Source organism: Kribbella orskensis (assembly GCF_004342085.1).
Lineage (GTDB): Bacteria > Actinomycetota > Actinomycetes > Propionibacteriales > Kribbellaceae > Kribbella > Kribbella orskensis.
In genome coordinates, this window is the sequence record NZ_SLWM01000004.1 from 496,778 (window position 1) to 516,279 (window position 19,502).

19 protein-coding genes are annotated in these 19,502 nt (G+C 69.2%); 2 read left to right on the plus strand and 17 right to left on the minus strand.

Translation table 11 applies throughout. The annotated features are described in order from the left end of the window. The first annotated feature begins 14 nt into the window (after nucleotides 1-14). Nucleotides 15-518, plus strand: a complete 504-nt coding sequence (locus EV644_RS14555) for a hypothetical protein (protein ID WP_132188775.1) — start codon at nucleotides 15-17, stop codon at nucleotides 516-518. A gap of 17 nt (nucleotides 519-535) precedes the next feature. On the opposite strand, the gene EV644_RS14560 is transcribed toward EV644_RS14555, so the two are convergent. The 15 genes from EV644_RS14560 to EV644_RS14630 all read right to left on the minus strand — a co-directional run bounded on the left by EV644_RS14560 (nucleotide 536) and on the right by EV644_RS14630 (nucleotide 15,969). Further along, complete coding sequence (locus EV644_RS14560) at nucleotides 536-2,926, minus strand: RelA/SpoT family protein (RefSeq protein WP_439649163.1); 2,391 nt, start codon at nucleotides 2,924-2,926, stop codon at nucleotides 536-538. Between the two features lie 118 nt (nucleotides 2,927-3,044). Further along, entirely contained in the window at nucleotides 3,045-3,584 is a 540-nt protein-coding gene (locus EV644_RS14565; RefSeq protein ID WP_132188777.1) for an adenine phosphoribosyltransferase, read from the minus strand. Next, on the minus strand, nucleotides 3,584-4,792 hold the full coding sequence (gene secF, locus EV644_RS14570) for a protein translocase subunit SecF (RefSeq protein WP_132188778.1): 1,209 nt from the start codon (nucleotides 4,790-4,792) through the stop codon (nucleotides 3,584-3,586). The genes EV644_RS14565 and secF overlap by 1 nt, the downstream gene beginning before the upstream one ends. Further along, complete coding sequence (gene secD / locus EV644_RS14575) at nucleotides 4,792-6,522, minus strand: protein translocase subunit SecD (RefSeq protein WP_199239811.1); 1,731 nt, start codon at nucleotides 6,520-6,522, stop codon at nucleotides 4,792-4,794. The genes secF and secD overlap by 1 nt, the downstream gene beginning before the upstream one ends. A gap of 84 nt (nucleotides 6,523-6,606) precedes the next feature. Then, a complete protein-coding gene (gene yajC / locus EV644_RS14580; protein ID WP_132188779.1) occupies nucleotides 6,607-7,062 on the minus strand; it encodes a preprotein translocase subunit YajC in 456 nt (151 codons plus the stop codon). Nucleotides 7,063-7,403: 341 nt separating this feature from the next. Further along, nucleotides 7,404-8,456: a Holliday junction branch migration DNA helicase RuvB gene (ruvB, locus tag EV644_RS14585; RefSeq protein ID WP_132188780.1), complete on the minus strand. Its 1,053-nt coding sequence runs from the start codon at nucleotides 8,454-8,456 to the stop codon at nucleotides 7,404-7,406. A gap of 6 nt (nucleotides 8,457-8,462) precedes the next feature. Continuing rightward, nucleotides 8,463-9,065, minus strand: a complete 603-nt coding sequence (gene ruvA / locus EV644_RS14590; RefSeq protein WP_132188781.1) for a Holliday junction branch migration protein RuvA — start codon at nucleotides 9,063-9,065, stop codon at nucleotides 8,463-8,465. A 64-nt stretch (nucleotides 9,066-9,129) separates the two neighbouring features. Continuing rightward, a complete protein-coding gene (ruvC, locus tag EV644_RS14595; protein ID WP_132188782.1) occupies nucleotides 9,130-9,726 on the minus strand; it encodes a crossover junction endodeoxyribonuclease RuvC in 597 nt (198 codons plus the stop codon). Between the two features lie 152 nt (nucleotides 9,727-9,878). Further along, nucleotides 9,879-11,048 (minus strand): GNAT family N-acetyltransferase, encoded by a 1,170-nt coding sequence (locus tag EV644_RS14600; RefSeq protein WP_132188783.1) that lies wholly within the window; start codon nucleotides 11,046-11,048, stop codon nucleotides 9,879-9,881. Nucleotides 11,049-11,109: 61 nt separating this feature from the next. Further along, a complete protein-coding gene (locus EV644_RS14605; RefSeq protein WP_132188784.1) occupies nucleotides 11,110-11,571 on the minus strand; it encodes a hotdog fold domain-containing protein in 462 nt (153 codons plus the stop codon). A 108-nt stretch (nucleotides 11,572-11,679) separates the two neighbouring features. Next, nucleotides 11,680-12,441 (minus strand): YebC/PmpR family DNA-binding transcriptional regulator, encoded by a 762-nt coding sequence (locus tag EV644_RS14610; protein ID WP_132188785.1) that lies wholly within the window; start codon nucleotides 12,439-12,441, stop codon nucleotides 11,680-11,682. A 34-nt stretch (nucleotides 12,442-12,475) separates the two neighbouring features. Next, nucleotides 12,476-13,069 carry a pyridoxal 5'-phosphate synthase glutaminase subunit PdxT gene (gene pdxT, locus EV644_RS14615; RefSeq protein ID WP_132188786.1) on the minus strand — a complete coding sequence of 198 codons (594 nt, stop codon included), beginning with the start codon at nucleotides 13,067-13,069 and terminating at the stop codon, nucleotides 12,476-12,478. Continuing rightward, nucleotides 13,066-13,623: a DUF6891 domain-containing protein gene (locus EV644_RS14620; protein ID WP_132188787.1), complete on the minus strand. Its 558-nt coding sequence runs from the start codon at nucleotides 13,621-13,623 to the stop codon at nucleotides 13,066-13,068. The genes pdxT and EV644_RS14620 overlap by 4 nt, the downstream gene beginning before the upstream one ends. Next, on the minus strand, nucleotides 13,620-14,522 hold the full coding sequence (gene pdxS / locus EV644_RS14625; protein ID WP_199239812.1) for a pyridoxal 5'-phosphate synthase lyase subunit PdxS: 903 nt from the start codon (nucleotides 14,520-14,522) through the stop codon (nucleotides 13,620-13,622). Before pdxS ends, EV644_RS14620 begins: the two co-directional genes overlap by 4 nt. A gap of 91 nt (nucleotides 14,523-14,613) precedes the next feature. Then, a complete protein-coding gene (locus EV644_RS14630) occupies nucleotides 14,614-15,969 on the minus strand; it encodes an aminotransferase-like domain-containing protein (protein WP_132188789.1) in 1,356 nt (451 codons plus the stop codon). A gap of 414 nt (nucleotides 15,970-16,383) precedes the next feature. Between EV644_RS14630 and EV644_RS14635 the strand changes: the two genes are divergently transcribed. Beyond that, nucleotides 16,384-18,036 (plus strand): bifunctional 3'-5' exonuclease/DNA polymerase, encoded by a 1,653-nt coding sequence (locus EV644_RS14635; RefSeq protein ID WP_132188790.1) that lies wholly within the window; start codon nucleotides 16,384-16,386, stop codon nucleotides 18,034-18,036. On the opposite strand, the gene EV644_RS14640 is transcribed toward EV644_RS14635, so the two are convergent. Next, complete coding sequence (locus EV644_RS14640) at nucleotides 18,018-19,007, minus strand: sigma-70 family RNA polymerase sigma factor (protein WP_241998153.1); 990 nt, start codon at nucleotides 19,005-19,007, stop codon at nucleotides 18,018-18,020. The two genes, EV644_RS14635 and EV644_RS14640, sit on opposite strands and share 19 nt — an antisense overlap. Then, a complete protein-coding gene (locus tag EV644_RS14645; RefSeq protein ID WP_132188791.1) occupies nucleotides 19,007-19,492 on the minus strand; it encodes a hypothetical protein in 486 nt (161 codons plus the stop codon). Before EV644_RS14645 ends, EV644_RS14640 begins: the two co-directional genes overlap by 1 nt. Between the last annotated feature and the right edge of the window lie 10 nt (nucleotides 19,493-19,502).

Genomic DNA, 19,502 nt, shown 5'->3' on the forward strand with positions numbered 1-19,502 from the left:
TGGGGGTGAGGCTGATGCGCCTGGCCAGTGAGTCGGAGAACTTTCCGTTCGAGTTGGCGACGGTTTGTTACATCGAGGTGGGGGCTGACGGAGGTGTGACGTCTCCGCCGGAGGAGCACGTGCAGGTCCGGGTGCGACGCGGCGAGAGCCGGCTGTATGCGGTCTGGCCGGGGCACTACCGGAGCGATCTGTTTCTCATCGACGACATTGATGAATACGAGAAGGCGCTTGGGCTGCAGCATGATCCGGTGCGGACAGGTCTGCAGGAGCACAAGCATCAGGTGCGGTGGAGCATCAGCCCGTGCGAGGACCGCCCGACTGGTGCGTATGTGTCGGTCGAGGCTCGACTGGACTGTGGTTGTGAGGTGAGAGACCTCAAGACCTTCGCCCGCCACATGCGCGACCAACGCGGCTGGGACATCGCAACCACAGCCGCCTGGGAAACCTCCAGCCCCACCTCGGACGCCCACGCACGCCCTACGTACACCTTCAGAATCCGCCGCCGAAGCCTCGCCTGATTTCTTACTTTCGCGGGTTACTGGGTTACTCGGTAGACGTCGAAGACGCCTTCGACCGAGCGGACTGCCTTCAGGACGTGGCCAAGGTGGGTGGGGTCGCCCATTTCGAAGGTGAAGCGGGACTTCGCTATGCGGTCTCGGGTGGTGGTCAGGGCGGCCGAGAGGATGTTGACGTGGTAGTCGGAGAGGACCCGGGTGATGTCGGAGAGGAGGCGGGCCCGGTCCAGGGCTTCTACCTGGATGGCTACCAGGAAGACGGACTGGGCGGTGGGGGCCCACTCGACCTCGACGATGCGTTCGGGTTGGGTCTGGAGGTTCTCGACGTTGGCGCAGTCGGCGCGGTGGACCGAGACCCCGGCGCCGCGGGTGACCCACCCGATGATCTCGTCGCCCGGCACCGGAGTACAGCAGCGGGCGAGCTTCGACAGGACATCGGTGGCGCCCTTGACGATGACGCCGGCGTCGCCGCGAGCGGTGCGCTTGCGGCGCTCCCGCGTGGCCGGGAGCCGAACGCCCTCTGCCAGCTCCTCAGCCGCACCTTCCTCGCCGCCGTACGTCTCGATCAGGCGCCGTACTACGGCCTGGGCGCTGACGTGGCTCTCGCCGACGGCGGCATACAGGCCGGTGACGTCCGGGTAGCGCAGGGAGTTCGCGACCGCGGTCAGGGTCTCGTGCGACAGCAGGCGCTGCAGCGGCAGGCCCTCCTTGCGGAGTTGCTTGGCGATCGCGTCCTTGCCGTGCTCGATCGCCTCGTCGCGGCGCTCCTTGCTGAACCAGTGCTTGATCTTGTTCCGCGCCCGGGGGCTCTTGACGAAGGTGAGCCAGTCGCGCGACGGACCCGCGCCCTGCGCCTTCGACGTGAAGACCTCGACCACGTCGCCGTTCTCGAGGGTGCTTTCCAGCGGGACCAGCCGGCCGTTCACCCGGGCACCGATGCAGCGATGCCCGACCTCGGTATGGATCGCGTAGGCGAAGTCGACCGGTGACGACCCGGTCGGCAGCGACATCACGTCACCGCGCGGGGTGAAGACGTAGACCTCGGAGTTGTTGATCTCGAACCGCAGCGAGTCGAGGAACTCCGACGGGTCGGAGGTCTCCCGCTGCCAGTCGACCAGTTGCCGGACCCACGGCATCTCGTTCGGGGCGCCGACCTCGGAGGTCGGCGAGGTGCCCACCTCGGGTGCCGGCGAGTTCGGGTCTTCCTTGTACTTCCAGCGCGCGGCGATGCCGTACTCCGCGCGGCGGTGCATCGAGAACGACCTGATCTGCAGCTCCACCGGCTTGCCCTGCGGGCCGATCACGGTGGTGTGCAGCGACTGGTACATGTTGAACTTCGGCATCGCGATGTAGTCCTTGAACCGGCCGGGCACCGGGTTCCACCGGGCGTGCAGCACACCCAGCGCGGCGTAGCAGTCCCGGACCGACTCGACCAGCACGCGGATGCCGACCAGGTCGTAGATGTCGCCGAACTCGCGGCCGCGGACGATCATCTTCTGGTAGATCGAGTAGTAGTGCTTCGGCCGGCCGGTGACGGTGGCCTTCACCTTCGCGGCGCGCAGGTCCTCGTGCACCTGGTCGATCACGGAGGCCAGATACTCGTCGCGGGACGGGGCGCGCTCGGCGACCAGCCGGACGATCTCGTCGTACACCTTCGGGTGCAGGGTCGAGAACGACAGGTCCTCGAGCTCCCACTTGATCGTGTTCATACCCAGCCGGTGTGCCAGCGGGGCGTAGATCTCCAGCGTCTCGCGGGCGATCCGCTCCTGCTTCTCCTGCCGGAGGAAGCCCAGCGTGCGCATGTTGTGCAGCCGGTCGGCGAGCTTGATCACCAGCACCCGGATGTCCTTGGCCATCGCGACGACCATCTTGCGGATCGTCTCGGCCTGCGCGGACTCGCCGTACTTGACCTTGTCCAGCTTGGTCACACCGTCGACCAGCATGGCGATCTCTTCGCTGAAGTCCTTGGTCAGCTGGTCGATCGTGTAGTCGGTGTCCTCGACGGTGTCGTGCAGCAGCGCGGCGCACAGCGTCGGCGCGGTCATACCCAGCTCGGCCAGGATCGTCGCCACCGCGAGCGGGTGGGTGATGTAGGCGTCGCCGCTCTTGCGGAGCTGGCCGGTGTGGTACTTCTCGGCCGTCCGGTAGGCGCGCTCGATGATCGCCAGGTCGGCCTTGGGGTGGGTCGCACGGACGACCCGGAACAGCGGCTCCAGCATCGGCGCCCGGTTCGGGTGCCGGGTGCCGCCGAGCCGCGCCAGGCGCGCGCGGACCCGGGCCGGCGCTATCCGGGGCGGCTGCGCCGCAGGGGGCGCGGCAGCGGCTGGGGACGGCGAAGGACTGGCCGCCGGGCGGCTCGCGGGCGCGCGCGGAGGCTCATGCGGTACCACGTCCGGCACCGCTGAAGTCATCGCCGGGTCTTCGCCCACGTTGTTTCCCTCCGCCGACAGACCACCAGTCTAGGGGGAAGCCACCAACGCGGCTGACACGGCCTGTGGACAACACGCCGACCGAGTGGACCGCGTGACTTCAGACAGTGACGAGAGCGGTTAGCTGCTCCTCCGCGAGCCGCTCCCGGCCCGGCAGGAAAGACAGCTCCAGCAGCACCGTCGTACCGACCACCTCGGCGCCACAGCGGCGTACCAGCCGGAGGCAGGCCTCGACCGTGCCGCCGGTCGCCAGGACATCGTCGATCACCAGCACCCGCTCACCCGGAGCAAAGGCGTCCTGGTGGACCTCGATGGTCGCCTCGCCGTACTCCAGCGCGTAGGACTCCTCGTACGTCGCGGCCGGCAGCTTGCCCTTCTTGCGGACCGGGACGAATCCCGCGCCCAGGGCGAGCGCGACCGGGGCGGCCAGGATGAAGCCACGGGCCTCGATCCCGACCACCTTGTCGACCACGACGTTGCCGTCCTCGTCCTTGCCCGACTCGGCCAGCGCCTGGACCACGTGGGCGAAGCCGTCGTGGTCCGCCAGCAGCGGGGTGATGTCCTTGAACACCACCCCCGCCTGCGGGTAGTCCGGGATGTCGCGGATACCGGCCTTCAGGACCTCTTCCAGCGAGCGCATCACTTACCGCGCTTGGACCGCGGCTTGCGCGTCGGCTGCGGGCGACCCGCGCCGCTGGTCGACTTCACCGGGCGGCTCGAGGACACCGGCGAACTCGCCTTCGGCCGGTCCTGCTTGGCCGGTGCACCCGCCTTCGCTCCAGCAGCGGTCGGCTTGTCCGTCACCACGGTCGCGCCACCTCCAGCGGCAGCGACCGCCACCGGCTTGCCAACGGCGGTCGTGCCGGCCGCAGCGCGCTTGGCGAGCACCCGGCGGCGCAGCGCCTGCATGCCCGGCTCACGCTCCTTGAAGGTGGCCAGCAGCGCCGGCGCGATGAAGATCGACGAGTACGCACCGACGGCGATACCGATGAACAGCGCCAGCGACAGGTCCTTCAGCGGCCCGGTGCCGAGTACGACGGTGCCGACCACGAGGATCGACCCGACCGGCATCAGCGCGATCAGGGTGGTGTTGATCGACCGGACGATCGTCTGGTTCACGGCCAGGTTGGTCGCGTCGCTGTAGGTGTAGCGGTTCGACCCGGTGATACCGCGGGTGTTCTCCCGGATCTTGTCGAACACCACGACCGTGTCGTACAGCGAGTAACCGAGGATGGTCAGTACGCCGATCACGGTGGCGGGCGTGACGTCGAAGCCGATCAGCGCGTACACGCCGACGGTGATCAGCACGTCGTGCAACAGTGCGATGATCGCGGCCATCGACGCCTTGGGTTCTCGGAAGTAGATCCAGATCACCGCGAAGACGAGCACCAGGAAGACGATCAGCGCCAGGATCGCCTTGTTCGCGATCTGGGAACCCCAGGAGGCGCCGATCTGGGAGTTGCTCACCTGGTCGGGCGAGACCCCGGCCTCCTTGGCGATGGCGGCCCGGACCTTGGTGATGTCGTCCTGGGCCAGCGGCTTGGTCTGCACCCGGACCTTGTCCTGGCCGATCGTGGTGACGACCGGGTCGCCCAGGTCTTTCGCGTTGGTCGCCTTCACCGCGGCGGTGAAGTCGTCGACGGTGCTGCTGGTGACCTTGACGTTCGCCTGGTACTCGACGCCGCCCTTGAACTCGATGCCGAGCGCCAGGCCGCGGGCGAACAGCCCGATCAGCGAGATCGCGATCAGCACCAGCGAGACGGTGAACCACAGTTTCTTGTGGCCGATGAAGTCGTAGGAGACCTCACCGCGGTGCAACTTGGCACCGATGTTTCCGAGCTTCGACATCAGACCTCGCCTCCCACGGGCTTGCGCGTCGTCGGCTTGGCCGGACGGGGCGTCGGTTTCATCTGGCCGGGCAGCCGTTCGACGCCCAGGTGCTCGGGGTCGAGCCCGGACAGCTTGTGCCCGTGACCGAAGAAGTCGGTGCGGGCCAGCAGCGTCACGAGCGGCTTGGTGAAGATGAAGACCACGAGCAGGTCGATCAGGGTGGTCAGGCCGAGCGTGAACGCGAAGCCCTTCACGCTGCCGACCGCCAGGACGTACAGCACCACCGCGGCAAGCAGCGAGATCGAGTCGGCCGCGATGATGGTGTGCTTGGCGCGCGCCCAGCCCGTCTCCACCGAGGAGCGCAGGCTGCGGCCCTCCCGGACCTCGTCACGCAATCGTTCGAAGTAGATGACGAACGAGTCGGCGGTGATACCGATCGCCACGATCAGACCCGCGATGCCGGCCAGTGTCAGGGTGAAGCCGATCGCCTTGCCGAGCAGCACCACGGACGCGTAGGTGAGCAGTCCAGCCACCGCCAGCGACAGCACGACGACGAGCCCGAGGCCGCGGTAGTACAGGAACGAGAAGAGGACCACCAGGCCGAGGCCGATGAGGCCGGCCATGATGCCCGCGGCCAGCTGGTCGCCGCCGAGTTGCGCAGAGATCGTCTCGACCGAGGAGACGTCGAACGAGACCGGCAGCGCGCCGTACTTCAGCACGTTCGCCAGGTCGCGGGCCTCGGCCTCGGTGAAGCTGCCGCTGATCTCGGCCTGACCGCCGGGGATCGGGTTGTTGACGCTCGGCGTCGAGATGACCTCGTTGTCCAGCACGATCGCGAACAGGTTCTGGCCCTGCGGCAGCTTGGAGATCGCCGTGGTGGCCTTGAGGAACTTGTCACCGCCGTCGCCGGTGAACTTCAGGTTGACCTGCCACTGGAAGCCGCCCTGCGGGATACCTGCGTTGGCGTCCGCGAGGTCGGTGCCCTGCATGATCGCCGGGCCGAGCAGGTACTTCGTCGTCCCCTCGCGGTCACAGGTGATCTGCGGTTGCTTCGGGTCCTCCGACGACGGTTTGTCCCCGCAGGTGAAGGCGGCGAACGCGGCCTGGGTCGCGGCGTCCGGCTGCCACTGCAGCGGGTCACCGGTCACCGGCGGGAGCGACGGCGTGGCGGCCGGAGTACTCGGCTTGGCCGACGGGGTCGGGGTCGGGTCGGCGGCCGCGAGCACGCTGCTCCAGGCCCGGCCCTTCGGCGTGGCCGAGGTCGACGGCTTGACCGTCGTGCTGGCCTTCGGCGTGGTGCTCGGCTTCGGCGTGGTCGACGGCTTCCCGGTGGGAGTCGGTGACGGCGGCGTGGTCGGCGCCGGCGCGCCGGGCTGGCTGCCGTAGACGATCCGGAAGTACAGCAGCGCGGTCTGGCCGACCTGCTTCACCAGGGCGTCCTGGTTGGACCCGGGCACCGCCACGGTGATGTGGTTGGCGCCGGCGGTGGTGATCTCGGCCTCGCCGACACCGGCGCCGTTCACGCGCTGCGAGATGATGTTCTTCGCCTCGGACAACTGCTCGGCGGTCACCTGGCCGCCACCGGCCAGCGACTCGGCCGTCAGCGTGATGGTGGTGCCACCACGCAGGTCCAGCCCCAGCTTGGGACTCCAACTCTTGGTGAGGCCCATGATCCCGAACAACAGGACCAGGATGACTCCCAGGAAGATCAGGAGCCTCCCGGGGCGGGATGTCGTCGTCGTTGCCACGTCAAATTCTTCCTTGCGCTACAGGGCACGCGCGAGCATCACAGGGACCGCTCGCGCGCCGCACGCCGATTAGGACGGGGTGGATCAGTTCTCGGTGTGCGTGGGAGGCAGCTTGGACTTGTCCTGCACCTTCTCGCCGCCGGCGTCCGGCACCTCGACGGAATCCTTGGCCACGACCGGCTCCTCGGCCGCCTCCGCGACGGTCTCGTCCGCGGTCTCGTCGGCGTGGTCGTCAGCGTGGTCGTCGTCTTCGGGGACCACCCGGCCGACCGCCGCCTTGACGAACTGCACCAGCACGCCCTCGGAGATCTCGAGCGTGACGTACTCGTCGTCGACTTCCTCGACGATGCCGACCACGCCACTGGTGGTGACCACCTTGGTGCCCGGCTCCAGCGCGGCGACCGTGTCGGCCTGACGCTGGCGCTGCTTGCGCTGGGTGCGGCTCATGAACCAGATCATCCCGACGATCAGGATCAGCGGGAGCAGGAGCGTGATGCCCGATCCCCCGGAGGAGGCCATCGGTGCGGCGATCAGTTCCATCGGGACTCAGAATCCTTCGTAGCTAGCGGGGCCCGCGCACTTGCGAAACGGCATGCAGGTACGACGAGACGGCCTGGAGCCAGGCCAACGGCGAGTCTAACGCCGGGGGCAACCACTGCCACCTTGACCCACGGTCACATTTGCGTCACTGACGACCTGCCTTGGACGCTAGTCTACGTCCCTTCCCGATCTGATCACCGTGAGCGACAGTCCGACTACACCGTGACATCGGTGGTATCCGACTGGGGAGGAATCACATGAGGTCTCGAGCGGCACCGCGCTGATCCCGTGGGGCACCCGGGTCTGCGTCGATCCAGCCCCGGGTCCTCAGCCCTGCCGCTCTATTCGTCTTCGGTATCGAAGAGGGTGTCGGCAAAGGTCGCGCCCTTCGGGACTGAGAGGCCGAGGTGGCGCCAGGCGGCTGGGGTGGCTACGCGGCCGCGTGGAGTGCGGGCCAAGTAGCCGGAGCGGACCAGGAATGGTTCGGCAACCTCCTCCACCGTTTCGCGTTCCTCGCCTACGGCAACTGCCAACGTCGACAGGCCGACGGGTCCGCCGCCGAAGCGGCGGCAGAGAGCGTCCAGAACCGAGCGGTCCAGCCGGTCCAGGCCCATCCTGTCGACCTCGTAGAGCTCGAGGGCAGCCTTGGCCAGCGCGAGGGTGACGATGCCGTCGGCCCGCACCTCCGCGTAGTCGCGCACGCGGCGGAGCAACCGGTTCGCGATCCGGGGTGTCCCCCGCGACCGGGAGGCGATCTCCGCACCGCCCTCCGCGGTGATGTCGACCTCGAGCAGATCGGCCGAGCGGTTGACGATCTTCTCCAGCTCGGAGGCGTCGTAGAACTCCAGGTGACCGGTGAACCCGAACCGGTCCCGCAGCGGCCCAGGCAGCAGGCCCGCCCGGGTGGTCGCCCCGACCAGCGTGAACGGCGGGATCTCCAGCGGGATCGCGGTGGCCCCGGGTCCCTTGCCGACGATCACGTCGACCCGGAAGTCCTCCATCGCCATGTAGAGCAGTTCCTCGGCCGGCCGCGACATCCGGTGGATCTCGTCGAGGAACAGGACTTCGCCCTCATTCAGCCCGGACAGGATCGCCGCCAGATCACCGGCATGCTGGATCGCCGGACCACTCGTGATCCGCAGCGGCGCCGAGAGCTCACTTGCGATGATCATGGCCAGCGTGGTCTTGCCAAGCCCGGGTGGGCCGGACAACAGCACGTGGTCGGGCGCGCGATTGCGGCCGCGGGCAGCGTGCAGAACCAGCTCCAGCTGCTCACTGACACGGCGCTGCCCACCGAACTCGGCCAGGGTGCGCGGCCGCAGCGCGGACTCGATCTTGCGTTCCTCGATATCCATCGCGTCCGCGGACACCAGCGGCCTGACGTTGTCTTCCATCGCCCGCTACGCCTTCGAAAGCGCGCGGAGCGCGGCCCTGAGCAGGTCGGGCACCGAGGGCTCCGCGCTGCCCGCAGCCAGCGGCGATACCGCGATCACCGCGTCGTCGGCATCGCGGGCCGACCAGCCGAGCCCGACCAGACCTGCGTGTACCTGCTCGCGCCAAGCTTCGGTCGGCTGCAGCGGCCGTCCGGCAACAGTCTTCGATGGCAGGCCGATCTTGTCCTTGAGCTCCAGCACCAGTCGCTGCGCCACCTTCTTGCCGACACCGGGGATCTTCACCAGCATCACCAGATCCTCCTGCGCCACCGCCTGCCGAAGCTGATCAGGGCTCAGCACCGCCAACGCCGCCTGGGCCAGCTTGGGGCCGACTCCCGAGGCGGTCTGCAGCAGCTCGAACAGCTCCTTCTCGTCGGCGTCCGTGAAGCCGTACAAGGTCAGCGAGTCTTCTCGCACCACCATCGACGTGGCCAGCTTGAACTCCTGACCCGGTCTGAGCGTCGCCAGCGTCCCCGGGTGACAGAAGAGCTGCAGCCCCACTCCCCCGACCTCGATCACGCAGCTGTCCAGCCCGATCGCGGCCACCGGCCCGCGCACGAACGCGATCATCCCCAACCTCCCAGCGTTCCGACCCGCTCTACCCCAACAACAGTCATCGCCTGGTCAACAACAGTCATCGCTTGCCGCCCTGGGCCGCCACCGCGGCGCGCAGACGCGCGACCTGGAGGCGTGACTGGGCCTGGGCTTGCGCCTCAAGGTTGGCCCGGGCCTCGGAGGCTTCCTGCAGCCGGTTCGTCACGCCGCCTCGCCAGACATGGCAGATTGCCAGGGCCAGCGCGTCCGCAGCGTCGGCCGGCGTCGGTCGCTCGGCCAGCTTGAGGATCCGGGTCACCATCGTGGTCACCTGCGCCTTGTCGGCGCGGCCCGACCCTGTCACCGCCGCCTTCACCTCACTCGGCGTGTGCAGCGCCACCGGCAGTCCGCGCCGCGCGGCGACCACCATCGCCACTCCGGACGCCTGGGCGGTGCCCATCACGGTCCGCACGTTCTGCTGGGCGAACACTCGCTCGACCGCGACCGCGTCCGGCCGGTGCTCGGCGATCCACTCGTCGATCCCCGTCTCAATCAGGACCAGCCGCTTCGCGACGTCCAGGTCGGCGGGTGTCCGGATCACCCCGACGGCGATCAGCGTCGGAGGCCGTCCGGGCGTGCCCTCGACGATGCCGAGGCCGCACCGGGTCAATCCCGGGTCAACGCCGAGCACTCGCATGAACACCACCTCCGAACGTTTGTTCGACAACCCTAGACGCCCGGTGACAGGCCGCGAAATCGACGCGCCGGGGCCTGTGGACAACGGATTCCCGCCACCTCCGAGGGCGATCGGAAGACCCGCCGTCGCGATGCGAGAACCCGCCGGAGTGATCAGAAGAAGTCGAGCATGTACGACGTGGCGCCGCCGAAGGCCGTGTCGATCGGCCCGTCCGCGGTGGCCGAACCACCCGACGCCAGGCCGGATCGGCGAAGCGCAGCGAGCGGCGTACCGGCGTACAGGGCGGCGAGGCCGCGGGAGCCGAGGCGCAGGGCGTCGCCGGCGCCAGTGGACGGCGCCAGCGAACCCGAGCCGTCGGCGACGGACAGATGCCAGCGGCCGGTGTTTCCGCCGACCTCCAGGTCCTCGAGCTCCAGGTCGACCTCCACCGTCGCACCGGGTGCGAAACCGCGGGCCGCGATGGCCGCCGGAGCGTCGAGCACCCGGAGCATCCACCGCTGGAGTTGGGCGTGCTTGTCAGCCTCGTGGTTGACGAGGAGGTGCACGGGGTCGTTCGGAGCGATGTAGGCCTGGACGTTGGTCGCGATCGACGAGCCGGAACCGACGGTGGCCCACAGGGCGCGGGCGGTCGCTTCGGAGCCCGCCACGATCTCGTCGATGCGCAGGTCCGAGTCATGCCAGTTGTAGACGACGAACCCGTCGTCGGCGAGGTAGCCGAAGTTGTCCTCGTCCTCGAGCCATTCGGCCACCTTGGACTCGGCCCACACCAGCGGCCCGTTGACCCGGCCCGCCGCGTGCGACTCGGCCACCAACTCCAAGAACCGCCCGGCATCGGCGGGACCGGCCCGCCGGATGCCCACGTCCTTGCCACCGAGCGACCGCAGATCCGCAGCGGGGAAGGAGAACCGGTAGCGACCGCCGCTGAACTCGTAACCCAGGTGCCGGTAGATCACGGTCGTCGCCGGGTAGAGCGCGGTGAGCGGGAAGCCCTGCTCGACGCTCCGGGCGAGCACCCCGCGCATCAGCATGCTGCCGACACCACGACCGCGGTACTCCGGGGAGACGACCACGCTGGCGATGCCGGCCATCGGGACCTGCCGACCGCCCCACCACTGCCGGAAGTCCCAGATCCGGCCCGCGGCAACCACTTCGTTCCCGTCGGCGACCCCGACGTACCGGTTGCCGTCGATGAACTCCTGCGCGTCCTTGATCCACTCTTCCCGGTTCGACACCCCCAGCGGCCCGAACGACCTGGACCGGACGCGGATCACGTCGTCGAGGTGTGCCGCAGTGATGTCGACCAGTCGCAAAGCATCAGTCACGCCCCGACCCTACGACGAAGCCCCGGGGCCCGGCGACACAGATACCCCCTGCGGACAACGGCTACTTCTTATCGGTCACCCAGAGGTTGATGGTGCCCTCGACAACCACCGTGCCGTCGTCGCGGGTCGCCTTGACCCGGACCGGTACGTCGGGGCCGGCGGCCCACGCGTCCGGGTCGGTCTCGGCCGAGCAGGTGAGGTCGGACGTGGCCTTCGCCAAGTAGGCGACCTCCATGTCTTTGGGGAGCCAGCGCTTCCCATTCGGCACGGTCGCCTCGGCCAGAGCGCCCATGGCAGCCTCCAGGCCGTTGCAGACGGCGATCGCGTGCACGGTGCCGATGTGGTTCTGCACCGCGCGGCGCTTCGGCAGCACCAGCGACGCGTAGTTCGGGCTCACCTGGACGAAGCGCGGCCGGATCGACCGGAAGTACGGCGCCTTCCAGGTGAACGCGAGCGAGAACGCCCGCTGACCGCCGGGCACGCCCCGGAACTTCTCCCACATCGCCAGCACCTGAGTCGCCATACGGAAGATGTTACCCATAGGTAACAGCAGTTGTCGCCTACCAACCTGCCCGGAAAAGACCGACGCCCGAAGAACCGGTCGGTTCCACGGGCGTCGAAGGCGGGCAGGTCAGCCGACCTGTTCCATCACCTCGTCGGAGACGTCGTAGTTGGCGTAGACGTTCTGCACGTCGTCGCTGTCCTCGAGCGCGTCGATCAGCCGGAAGATCTTGCCCGCGCCCTCGGCGTCCAGCTCGACCGTCATCGACGGCACGAACGACGCGTCGGCCGACTCGTAGTCGATCCCGGCGTCCTGCAGCGCGGTGCGGACCTTGACCAGGTCGCTCGCCTCGCTGATCACCTCGAAGGACTCGCCCAGGTCGTTCACCTCGTCGGCGCCGGCCTCGAGCACGGCCTCCATCACGTCGTCCTCGGTCAGGGTCTTGCCGTCCTGCTCCTTGGCGAGCACGATGACGCCCTTGCGGTTGAACAGGTAGGCGACGCTGTTCGGATCCGCCAGAGAACCGCCGTTGCGGGTCATAGCGGTCCGGACGTCGGCCGCGGCCCGGTTCCGGTTGTCGGTCAGGCACTCGACCAGCATGGCGACGCCGTTCGGGCCGTAGCCCTCGTACGTGATCGACTGCCAGTCCGCGCCACCCGCCTCCGCACCGGAGCCGCGCTTGACCGCGCGGTCGATGTTGTCGTTCGGGACCGAGGACTTCTTCGCCTTCTGGACCGCGTCGTACAGGGTCGGGTTGCCCGCGAGATCGCCGCCGCCGGTGCGGGCGGCCACCTCGATGTTCTTGATCAGCTTCGCGAAGAGCTTGGCGCGCCTCGAGTCGATGACCGCTTTCTTGTGCTTGGTGGTGGCCCATTTGGAGTGGCCTGACATCGCGAACCCAACCCTTCTACCGCCTGCTGCTGACTTAGAGGTCGCGCACCAGATCGGCGAAGTATCCGTGCAGCCGGGCGTCACCCGTCATCTCCGGGTGGAACGACGTGGCCAGCAGCCGATCGTGGCGAACCGCGACGATCCTACCTTTGGCGGGGCCAGAGCTCACGGTCGACAGCACCTCGACCTCCCGGCCGACCCGTTCGACCCACGGTGCCCGGATGAACACCGCGTGGTACGGCGTGTCGAACGCGGCGAAGGTCAGGTCCGCCTCGAAGGAGTCCACCTGGCGGCCGAAGGCGTTCCGGCGGACCGTCACGTCGAGCCCGCCGAGTGTCTCCTGGCCCTCGATCCCGCCGGTGATCTCGTTCGCCAGCATGATCATCCCGGCGCAGGTGCCGAACACCGGCATCCCGTCCGCGATCCGCTTCTGCAGCGGCTCGAACAGCTCGAACGACCGGGCCAGCTTGTCCATCGTGGTGGACTCGCCGCCCGGCAGCACCAGGCCGTCGACCTCCGCCAGCTCCGACGGGCGGCGTACCGGCCGGCCCTCGACGCCGACCTTGGCCAGCATCGCCAGGTGCTCGCGGACGTTGCCCTGCAGGGCGAACACACCGATGACGGTCAAAGCTGAACCCTCCGTTGCCAGTTCACGGTGACTTCGATCCGGCCCTCGTCGAAGACGGCCGGCAGACCACGCTCGCGCAGCAGGGTGAGCACGTCCGCCAGCAACGGCTCCCCCGGCACCACGTTGGCCGTGTCGGGATGCCACACCTTCAGCTCGAGCATGCCGAAGTCGACGGCATGCCAGACGTCGGTGTCGGTGAAGAACACCAAGCCCTTCGGCTCGATGCTCGCCTCGAGCGCCTTGCGGGCCTCGTGGTGGTCGGCGCAGTAGCGCACCACCACGAGCCCGAGCGATTCCAGCTCGGCCAGTACTGCGTCCAGCCGGTCCGGGTCGGTCTCGGCCGGCCAGGTGGCCGCGTCCTCGGCCAGCTCCGCCTCGGCGCCGGAGACGAGTTCCGGCACCAGTACTGCGGGGTCGGCCGAGGGGGCGTCCTCCTGGACGGCCTCGGTCAGTGCGGCGCTGACCGCGGCGCGGTCGGCGTACCCCGAACGGACCAGGACGCGGGCTAGTCCCCGCAGCTCCCTGGCCGTCCGGTCACTGACGGGAGTCGTCACCAGCCGCGCTCGGCGAGCCGGTGCGGCTGCGGGATCTCGTCGACGTTGATGCCGACCATGGCCTCGCCGAGACCGCGGGACACCTTGGCCAGCACGTCCGGGTCGTCGAAGAAGGTGGTCGCCTTGACGATCGCCTCGGCGCGCTGGGCCGGGTTGCCGGACTTGAAGATGCCGGAGCCGACGAAGACGCCCTCGGCGCCGAGCTGCATCATCATCGCGGCGTCGGCCGGGGTGGCGATGCCGCCGGCGGTGAACAGCACCACCGGGAGCTTGCCGGCCGCGGCGACCTCCTTGACCAGCTCGTACGGCGCCTGCAGCTCCTTGGCCGCGACGTACAGCTCGTCCTCGGGCAGGTTCTGCAGCTTGCGGAGCTCCTGGCGGATCTGGCGCATGTGGGTGGTCGCGTTGGACACGTCACCGGTGCCGGCCTCGCCCTTCGAGCGGATCATCGCCGCGCCCTCGGTGATCCGGCGCAGCGCCTCGCCCAGGTTGGTCGCGCCACAGACGAAGGGGACGGTGAACTTCCACTTGTCGATGTGGTTCGCGTAGTCGGCCGGGGTGAGCACCTCGGACTCGTCGATGTAGTCGACGCCGAGGCTCTGCAGCACCTGCGCCTCGACGAAGTGGCCGATCCGGGCCTTGGCCATCACCGGGATCGAGACGGCGCTGATGATGCTGTCGATCATGTCCGGGTCGCTCATCCGGGAGACGCCGCCCTGGGCGCGGATGTCGGCGGGGACCCGCTCCAGCGCCATCACCGCGACGGCTCCGGCGTCCTCGGCGATCTTGGCCTGCTCGGCGGTGACGACGTCCATGATCACGCCGCCCTTGAGCATCTCGGCCATCCCCCGCTTGACCTTCGCGGTACCGGTCTGCGGGCTGTTCTGGGTCTCGGTCACTACATCCTCCTGGTCGCGGCTTGACACGCCTCCAGCGTAGGACGCTTTCCGGCGCATCCCTCAGTCCACCTCGAATCCACTGGACTGATGGTCAGCCGGCCCGCTCCAGGGCTACCTCGAGGCGGGCGACGACCAACCGCAGCGTCGCCGGTGGCGCGGTGAACGGGATCCTGATGTGCCGCCTGTCCGTGCCGTCCGGCGTGAACAGGTCGCCGGCCCCCAGCAGCAGCCCCTGCTCCCGAGCCGCCTCCAGCACCCGCCGAGAACGTACTGCGGTCAGCTCCAGCCACAACGTCATGCCACCGGTCGGCGTGGGCCAGGCCACACCGTCCAAAGTTCTCAGCCCGGTTTCCAGAGCGGCCAGGTTCGCCCGCAGCCGGGTCTTCCGCCGGGAGATCACCCGATCGAGCCGGCCCACGATCGCTTGCGCCAGCAAGTCGTCCAGTGCGCTCGGCGAGGTGACACTCAGCTGCGCCGCGGTGTTGATCCGTCTGCGGAGCTGCCGCCCGGTCCGGACCCAGCCGACGCGCAGTCCACCCCACACGGTCTTGCTCAGCGATCCCACGCTGACCGTCCGCGGATATCGACTCAGCGGGTCCGCCTGCTCCCCGCCGGCGAGCCATAACGGCCGCATGGTCTCGTCACTGATCAGTGCAGCGTCATACCGCCTGGCGATCTCCACCACAGCCGTACGCCGGTCCGCGGGCAGGCTCAACCCGGTCGGATTGTGGTTGTCCGCCTGCAGGTAGATCACCTTCGGCTTGTGGCGTCGGCAGAGGTGCGCGAGCTGGTCCGTATCCCAGACGCCCGCGGGCCAGCCCACCACGTCCAGCCGGTGCTTCCGCAGCAGGTCGAAGGCCGCCGGGTACGTCGGAGACTCGGTGATCGCCACACCCGGTCCTAGGTCCAGCCCAGCCAGTGCCGCGTTGAGCCCGGCAGCGGCTCCCACTGTGAGAGTCAGCTGGCCCGGCTCCGTTGGGACGCCCTCCAGCGTGAGGCGCTCCGCGAGCGCAGTACGGAGTTCCAGGGAGCCGCCTGAGGGCGGGCCGTCGCCGCCCATCGCGTGGGGCAGGCCCTCGGCCACGATCTGCGCAGCAACCTCGGCCACATCGTGAGGAGCCGCAGTCGTGGCGAACCGTAGGTCCAGGACATCCTGATCCCCCGCAGTGACGGTCGAAGCAGGTGCCACCGGGTCCAGCAACCGGTCGAGCGGCCGCACATGAGTCCCCGAGCCCCGCTTGGTCTCGAGCACCCCGTCCGCACGCAGCTGATCCAGCGCCCGTACTACGGTCACGCGGCTGAGGCCGAGTCGCTCGGAGAGGACCCGTTCGGACGGCAGTCTCGAACCGATCGAGAGGTCCCCGCGCTCGATCCGGCGCAGCACCAGCGCCTCGACCTGCTCGGTCTTCGTCCCGTCCGCCGGATCCAGGTCACTCCCCCGCCACATAAGTCCAGTCTCCCACCATTGGCCTCACGCCCCGACCACGCGCTCCTCTTCGCCCGCCACACCCCCACCGGATGCTCGCCCCTCGCGCGAGGGTCCCCCTACTGGATGCTCCGCTCGCGCCCAACTGCCCGACCGGTTGCTCCCCCGCCGGGTGCGCCCGCTTGCGCTCAGGTCCCCACCGGGGTACTCCCCCTTCCCACGAGGGGTGCCCCCCTCCACGAGGGGTTCCCCCACTGGCAGAGCAGTGAGCAGACCCCCATTCGAGGGGCGAAGCCCATCCAGGGAGTGGGAGCCGGCCGCTGCCCGCCCGAAGGGCGAAGGCTGCTGATCCGCGCGGTGGTGGGTGGCGTGGGCCGTGGGGGTGGCGTGGGCCGTGGGGGTGGGAATGTCGGCGGCGAGTGTGAGGATTCAGCTATGGACGAGCGGTGGGCGATCGCGCCGGCGGAGGGTGGTGGGGCGCTGCTCGTCGCCCTGCACCCCGACGGTCAGCCGGCCGGCGAGATCCTCCGCGAGCCTGATCTCGCCGCCGCGGTGGGATCGCGCCCGCACGTCACCCGCTGGGTGTGGCGGTGGACCCCGGAGATCTACCCGCGCCTGCTCGCGTCCGGCGTACGGGTGGAGCGGTGCTACGACCTCGAGTGCGCCGAGGTGCTGCTCCTCGGGCATGAGGGGCGGCTCGGTGAGCCACGGTCGGCCGCGGCCGCCTGGGCCCGGCTGACGAACAAGCCGGTGCCGGCGGATCCGCCCCTGCGCGCGGCGAATCCGGGCGAGCAGTCGTCGTTGTTCGAGATCCAGGACGAGCCGATCTCCTTCGAGGCGCTGCTGCGGGTCTATGCCGACCAACTGCGAAGACACCAGGAAGCGGAGTACCCGGAGCGCATGCGGTTGCTCACGGCATCGGAATCCTCCGGGATGCTGGTCGCCGCCGAGATGGACCGCGCCGGGCTGCCGTGGAGTGCGGAGACACATCGCGCGCTGCTGACCGAGTTGCTCGGCGAGCGCTTCGCGGGTTCCGGGGAGCCGAGACGGCTGACCGAGCTGGCCGATCAGGTGTCGGAGGCGTTCGGTCGACGCGTGCGGCCGGACCTGCCGGCGGATGTCCTCAAGGCCTTCAAACAGGCAGGACATCAGGTCAGCTCGACCAGGAAGTGGGAGCTCGAGCACATCGACCACCCGGCAGTGGCGCCCCTGCTCGAGTACAAGACGCTCTACCGGATCTACACGGCGAACGGCTGGACGTGGCTGAACGACTGGGTCCACGATGGCCGCTTCCGCCCCGGCTTCATCCCCGGCGGCACGGTGTCCGGGCGTTGGGTGACGAACGGTGGCGGCGGCCTGCAGATCCCGAAGGTGATCCGCCGCGCCGTGGTCGCCGATCCGGGCTGGCGCCTGGTGGTTGCCGACGCCTCGCAACTGGAGCCCAGGGTGCTCGCCGCGATCTCGCGTGATCCCGGACTGATGGAGGTCGCGGGCGACGCGGGTGACCTCTACAAGGCCGTCTCGGACAAGGCGTTCTCCGGCGATCGCGCGATGGCCAAACTCGCAGTACTGGGTGCTGTCTACGGGCAGACGTCAGGTGACGGGCTGAAGAATCTGGCGGCGCTGCGGAAGCGGTTCCCCAAGGCAGTCGCGTATGTGGACGATGCGGCGAGGGCCGGCGAGGAAGGCCGGCTGGTTCGCACCTGGCTCGGCCGGACCTGTCCGCCGTCGGGCTCGCCGATCGACGCCGCGATGCTGGAAGGCCCGTCCGAGGAGCCGAAGACCGACGCGCGGCATGCCCGGGCCCGAGGTCGCTTCACCAGGAACTTCGTCGTCCAGGGCAGCGCCGCCGACTGGGCTCTGCTGATGATGGCCGCGCTGCGTCAGTCGATCACGGACCTGAAGGCCGAGCTCGTGTTCTTCCAGCACGACGAGGTGATCGTGCACTGCCCGGCCGAGGAGGCCGACGAGGTCGCCGCCGCGATCCAGACCGCCGGCGACCTGGCCGGCCGGATCACCTTCGGCGAGACCCCGACCCGGTTCCCGTTCACCACCGCGATCGTGGAGTGCTACGCCGACGCCAAGTGATCCGGCAGTCCGTAGAGCGGGAAGTCGGTGATCTCGAAGGCGACCATCTCGGCGACCAGGCCGTCCTCGATCCGGAAGACGTCGAAGCCGAACGGGCGGTAGATCGTGTCGCCCGGCACCCTGAGGTAGCCGGCCAGCGCGGGCTGCCGGTTGACGCCCGCGACCAGGAACTGCCACTCCCCCCGGTACGCCGCGCCGTCGGGGTGCAGGTTCGCCCCGAGGATCTCCTCGGCGGCATCCCGGCCGGAGAACCAGAACGGGTACGGCGGCATGGTGATCCGCACGTCCTCGTGCATCAACGCGGCCAGTCCGGCGGCATCGGCCCGCTCGAACGCCTCCATGTACTTCGCGAGCAACTCCTGCTCGGCCGCGGTCGGATCACCCGAAGGAGTCCACTCGGTACGCCGTGGCGGCAGGTGCTCCCGCAGTACCGGCCGGGCTCGTTGCAAGGCGCTGTTGACCGAGGCGACGGTCAGGTCCATCACCGCGGCGGTCTCCTTGGCGGACCAGCCGAGTACGTCGCGGAAGATCAGCACGGCGCGTTGCCGGGCGGGCAGGTGCTGGATCGCGATGAGGAAGGCGAGCTCGATCGTCTCGCGGCGGACCACCTGGGCGTCGGGCTCCTCGGCACGGTCGAGCAGCACGTCCGGGAACGGCTGCAGCCACGGCACGTCGTCCCGCGCCGGAATCGCCTCCGTGGGGAACGACGCGGGCTCCAGTTGGTGCGGCAACACCCGCTGCGGCCGGCGGACGTCATCGATGCAGGCGTTGGTCGCGATCCGGTACAGCCAGGCCCGGAAGCTGGACCTGCCCTCGAAGTCCTCGCGCTTGCGCCAGGCCCGCAGGAAGGTCTCCTGCACCAGGTCCTCGGCGTCGTCGTACGAGCCGAGCATCCGGTAGCAGTGCACGCGCAGCTCGTGCCGGTACTTCTCGACCTCGGCGGCGAAGGTCGCCTCATCCGTCACGGTCATCAGCTGCCGTCCTCCAGTTCGATCGTGCCCGGCATCGGCGCGTGCCCGGCCAACCGGAACCAGGTGACCAGACGCCGCCGCCGCAACTCCCGCGTCGACACCACGATGTCGTTGTGGAACCGCCGGGCCAACTGCACCCGCCGTACCGCGAGCCCCAGCTCCCCCGCCCACGGTTCCACATCGGTCGAGGTGGCACCGATCGCGCGGGTCAGGGCCGACTCGCGCTTCTCCCGCTCGTCCGGGGTCGCCGTACGGGCCCGATGAGCCGCGTCCAGCAGCAGCAAAGACGACGCGGGGTCCAGTACGCCGCTGCTCGCGAGCTCGGCCACCAGCGCCGAGCGGCGGGCCAGCTCCGTCTCGAGGGACGCCCGGGCGGTCGCGACGCGGTGGTGGAGGCGGTCCAGCCGACCGGCGGTCCAGCTGCAGTAGGCGCCGAGCAGGAGCACCAGCACGGCCACGACGGCCAGCACCAACGGAAGCGTCACGGAGCCATTC

Bases quoted from the DNA above. Each gene is read 5' to 3' on its own strand.
- EV644_RS14555 (WP_132188775.1), top strand. From the start codon at position 15: ATGCGCCTGGCCAGTGAGTCGGAGAACTTTCCGTTCGAGTTGGCGACG.
- EV644_RS14560 (WP_439649163.1), bottom strand. From the start codon at position 2,926: ATGACTTCAGCGGTGCCGGACGTGGTACCGCATGAGCCTCCGCGCGCG.
- EV644_RS14565 (WP_132188777.1), bottom strand. From the start codon at position 3,584: ATGCGCTCGCTGGAAGAGGTCCTGAAGGCCGGTATCCGCGACATCCCG.
- secF (WP_132188778.1), bottom strand. From the start codon at position 4,792: ATGTCGAAGCTCGGAAACATCGGTGCCAAGTTGCACCGCGGTGAGGTC.
- yajC (WP_132188779.1), bottom strand. From the start codon at position 7,062: ATGGAACTGATCGCCGCACCGATGGCCTCCTCCGGGGGATCGGGCATC.
- ruvB (WP_132188780.1), bottom strand. From the start codon at position 8,456: ATGGAAGACAACGTCAGGCCGCTGGTGTCCGCGGACGCGATGGATATC.
- ruvA (WP_132188781.1), bottom strand. From the start codon at position 9,065: ATGATCGCGTTCGTGCGCGGGCCGGTGGCCGCGATCGGGCTGGACAGC.
- ruvC (WP_132188782.1), bottom strand. From the start codon at position 9,726: ATGCGAGTGCTCGGCGTTGACCCGGGATTGACCCGGTGCGGCCTCGGC.
- EV644_RS14605 (WP_132188784.1), bottom strand. From the start codon at position 11,571: ATGGCGACTCAGGTGCTGGCGATGTGGGAGAAGTTCCGGGGCGTGCCC.
- EV644_RS14610 (WP_132188785.1), bottom strand. From the start codon at position 12,441: ATGTCAGGCCACTCCAAATGGGCCACCACCAAGCACAAGAAAGCGGTC.
- EV644_RS14630 (WP_132188789.1), bottom strand. From the start codon at position 15,969: ATGTGGCGGGGGAGTGACCTGGATCCGGCGGACGGGACGAAGACCGAG.
- EV644_RS14635 (WP_132188790.1), top strand. From the start codon at position 16,384: ATGGACGAGCGGTGGGCGATCGCGCCGGCGGAGGGTGGTGGGGCGCTG.
- EV644_RS14640 (WP_241998153.1), bottom strand. From the start codon at position 19,007: ATGACCGTGACGGATGAGGCGACCTTCGCCGCCGAGGTCGAGAAGTAC.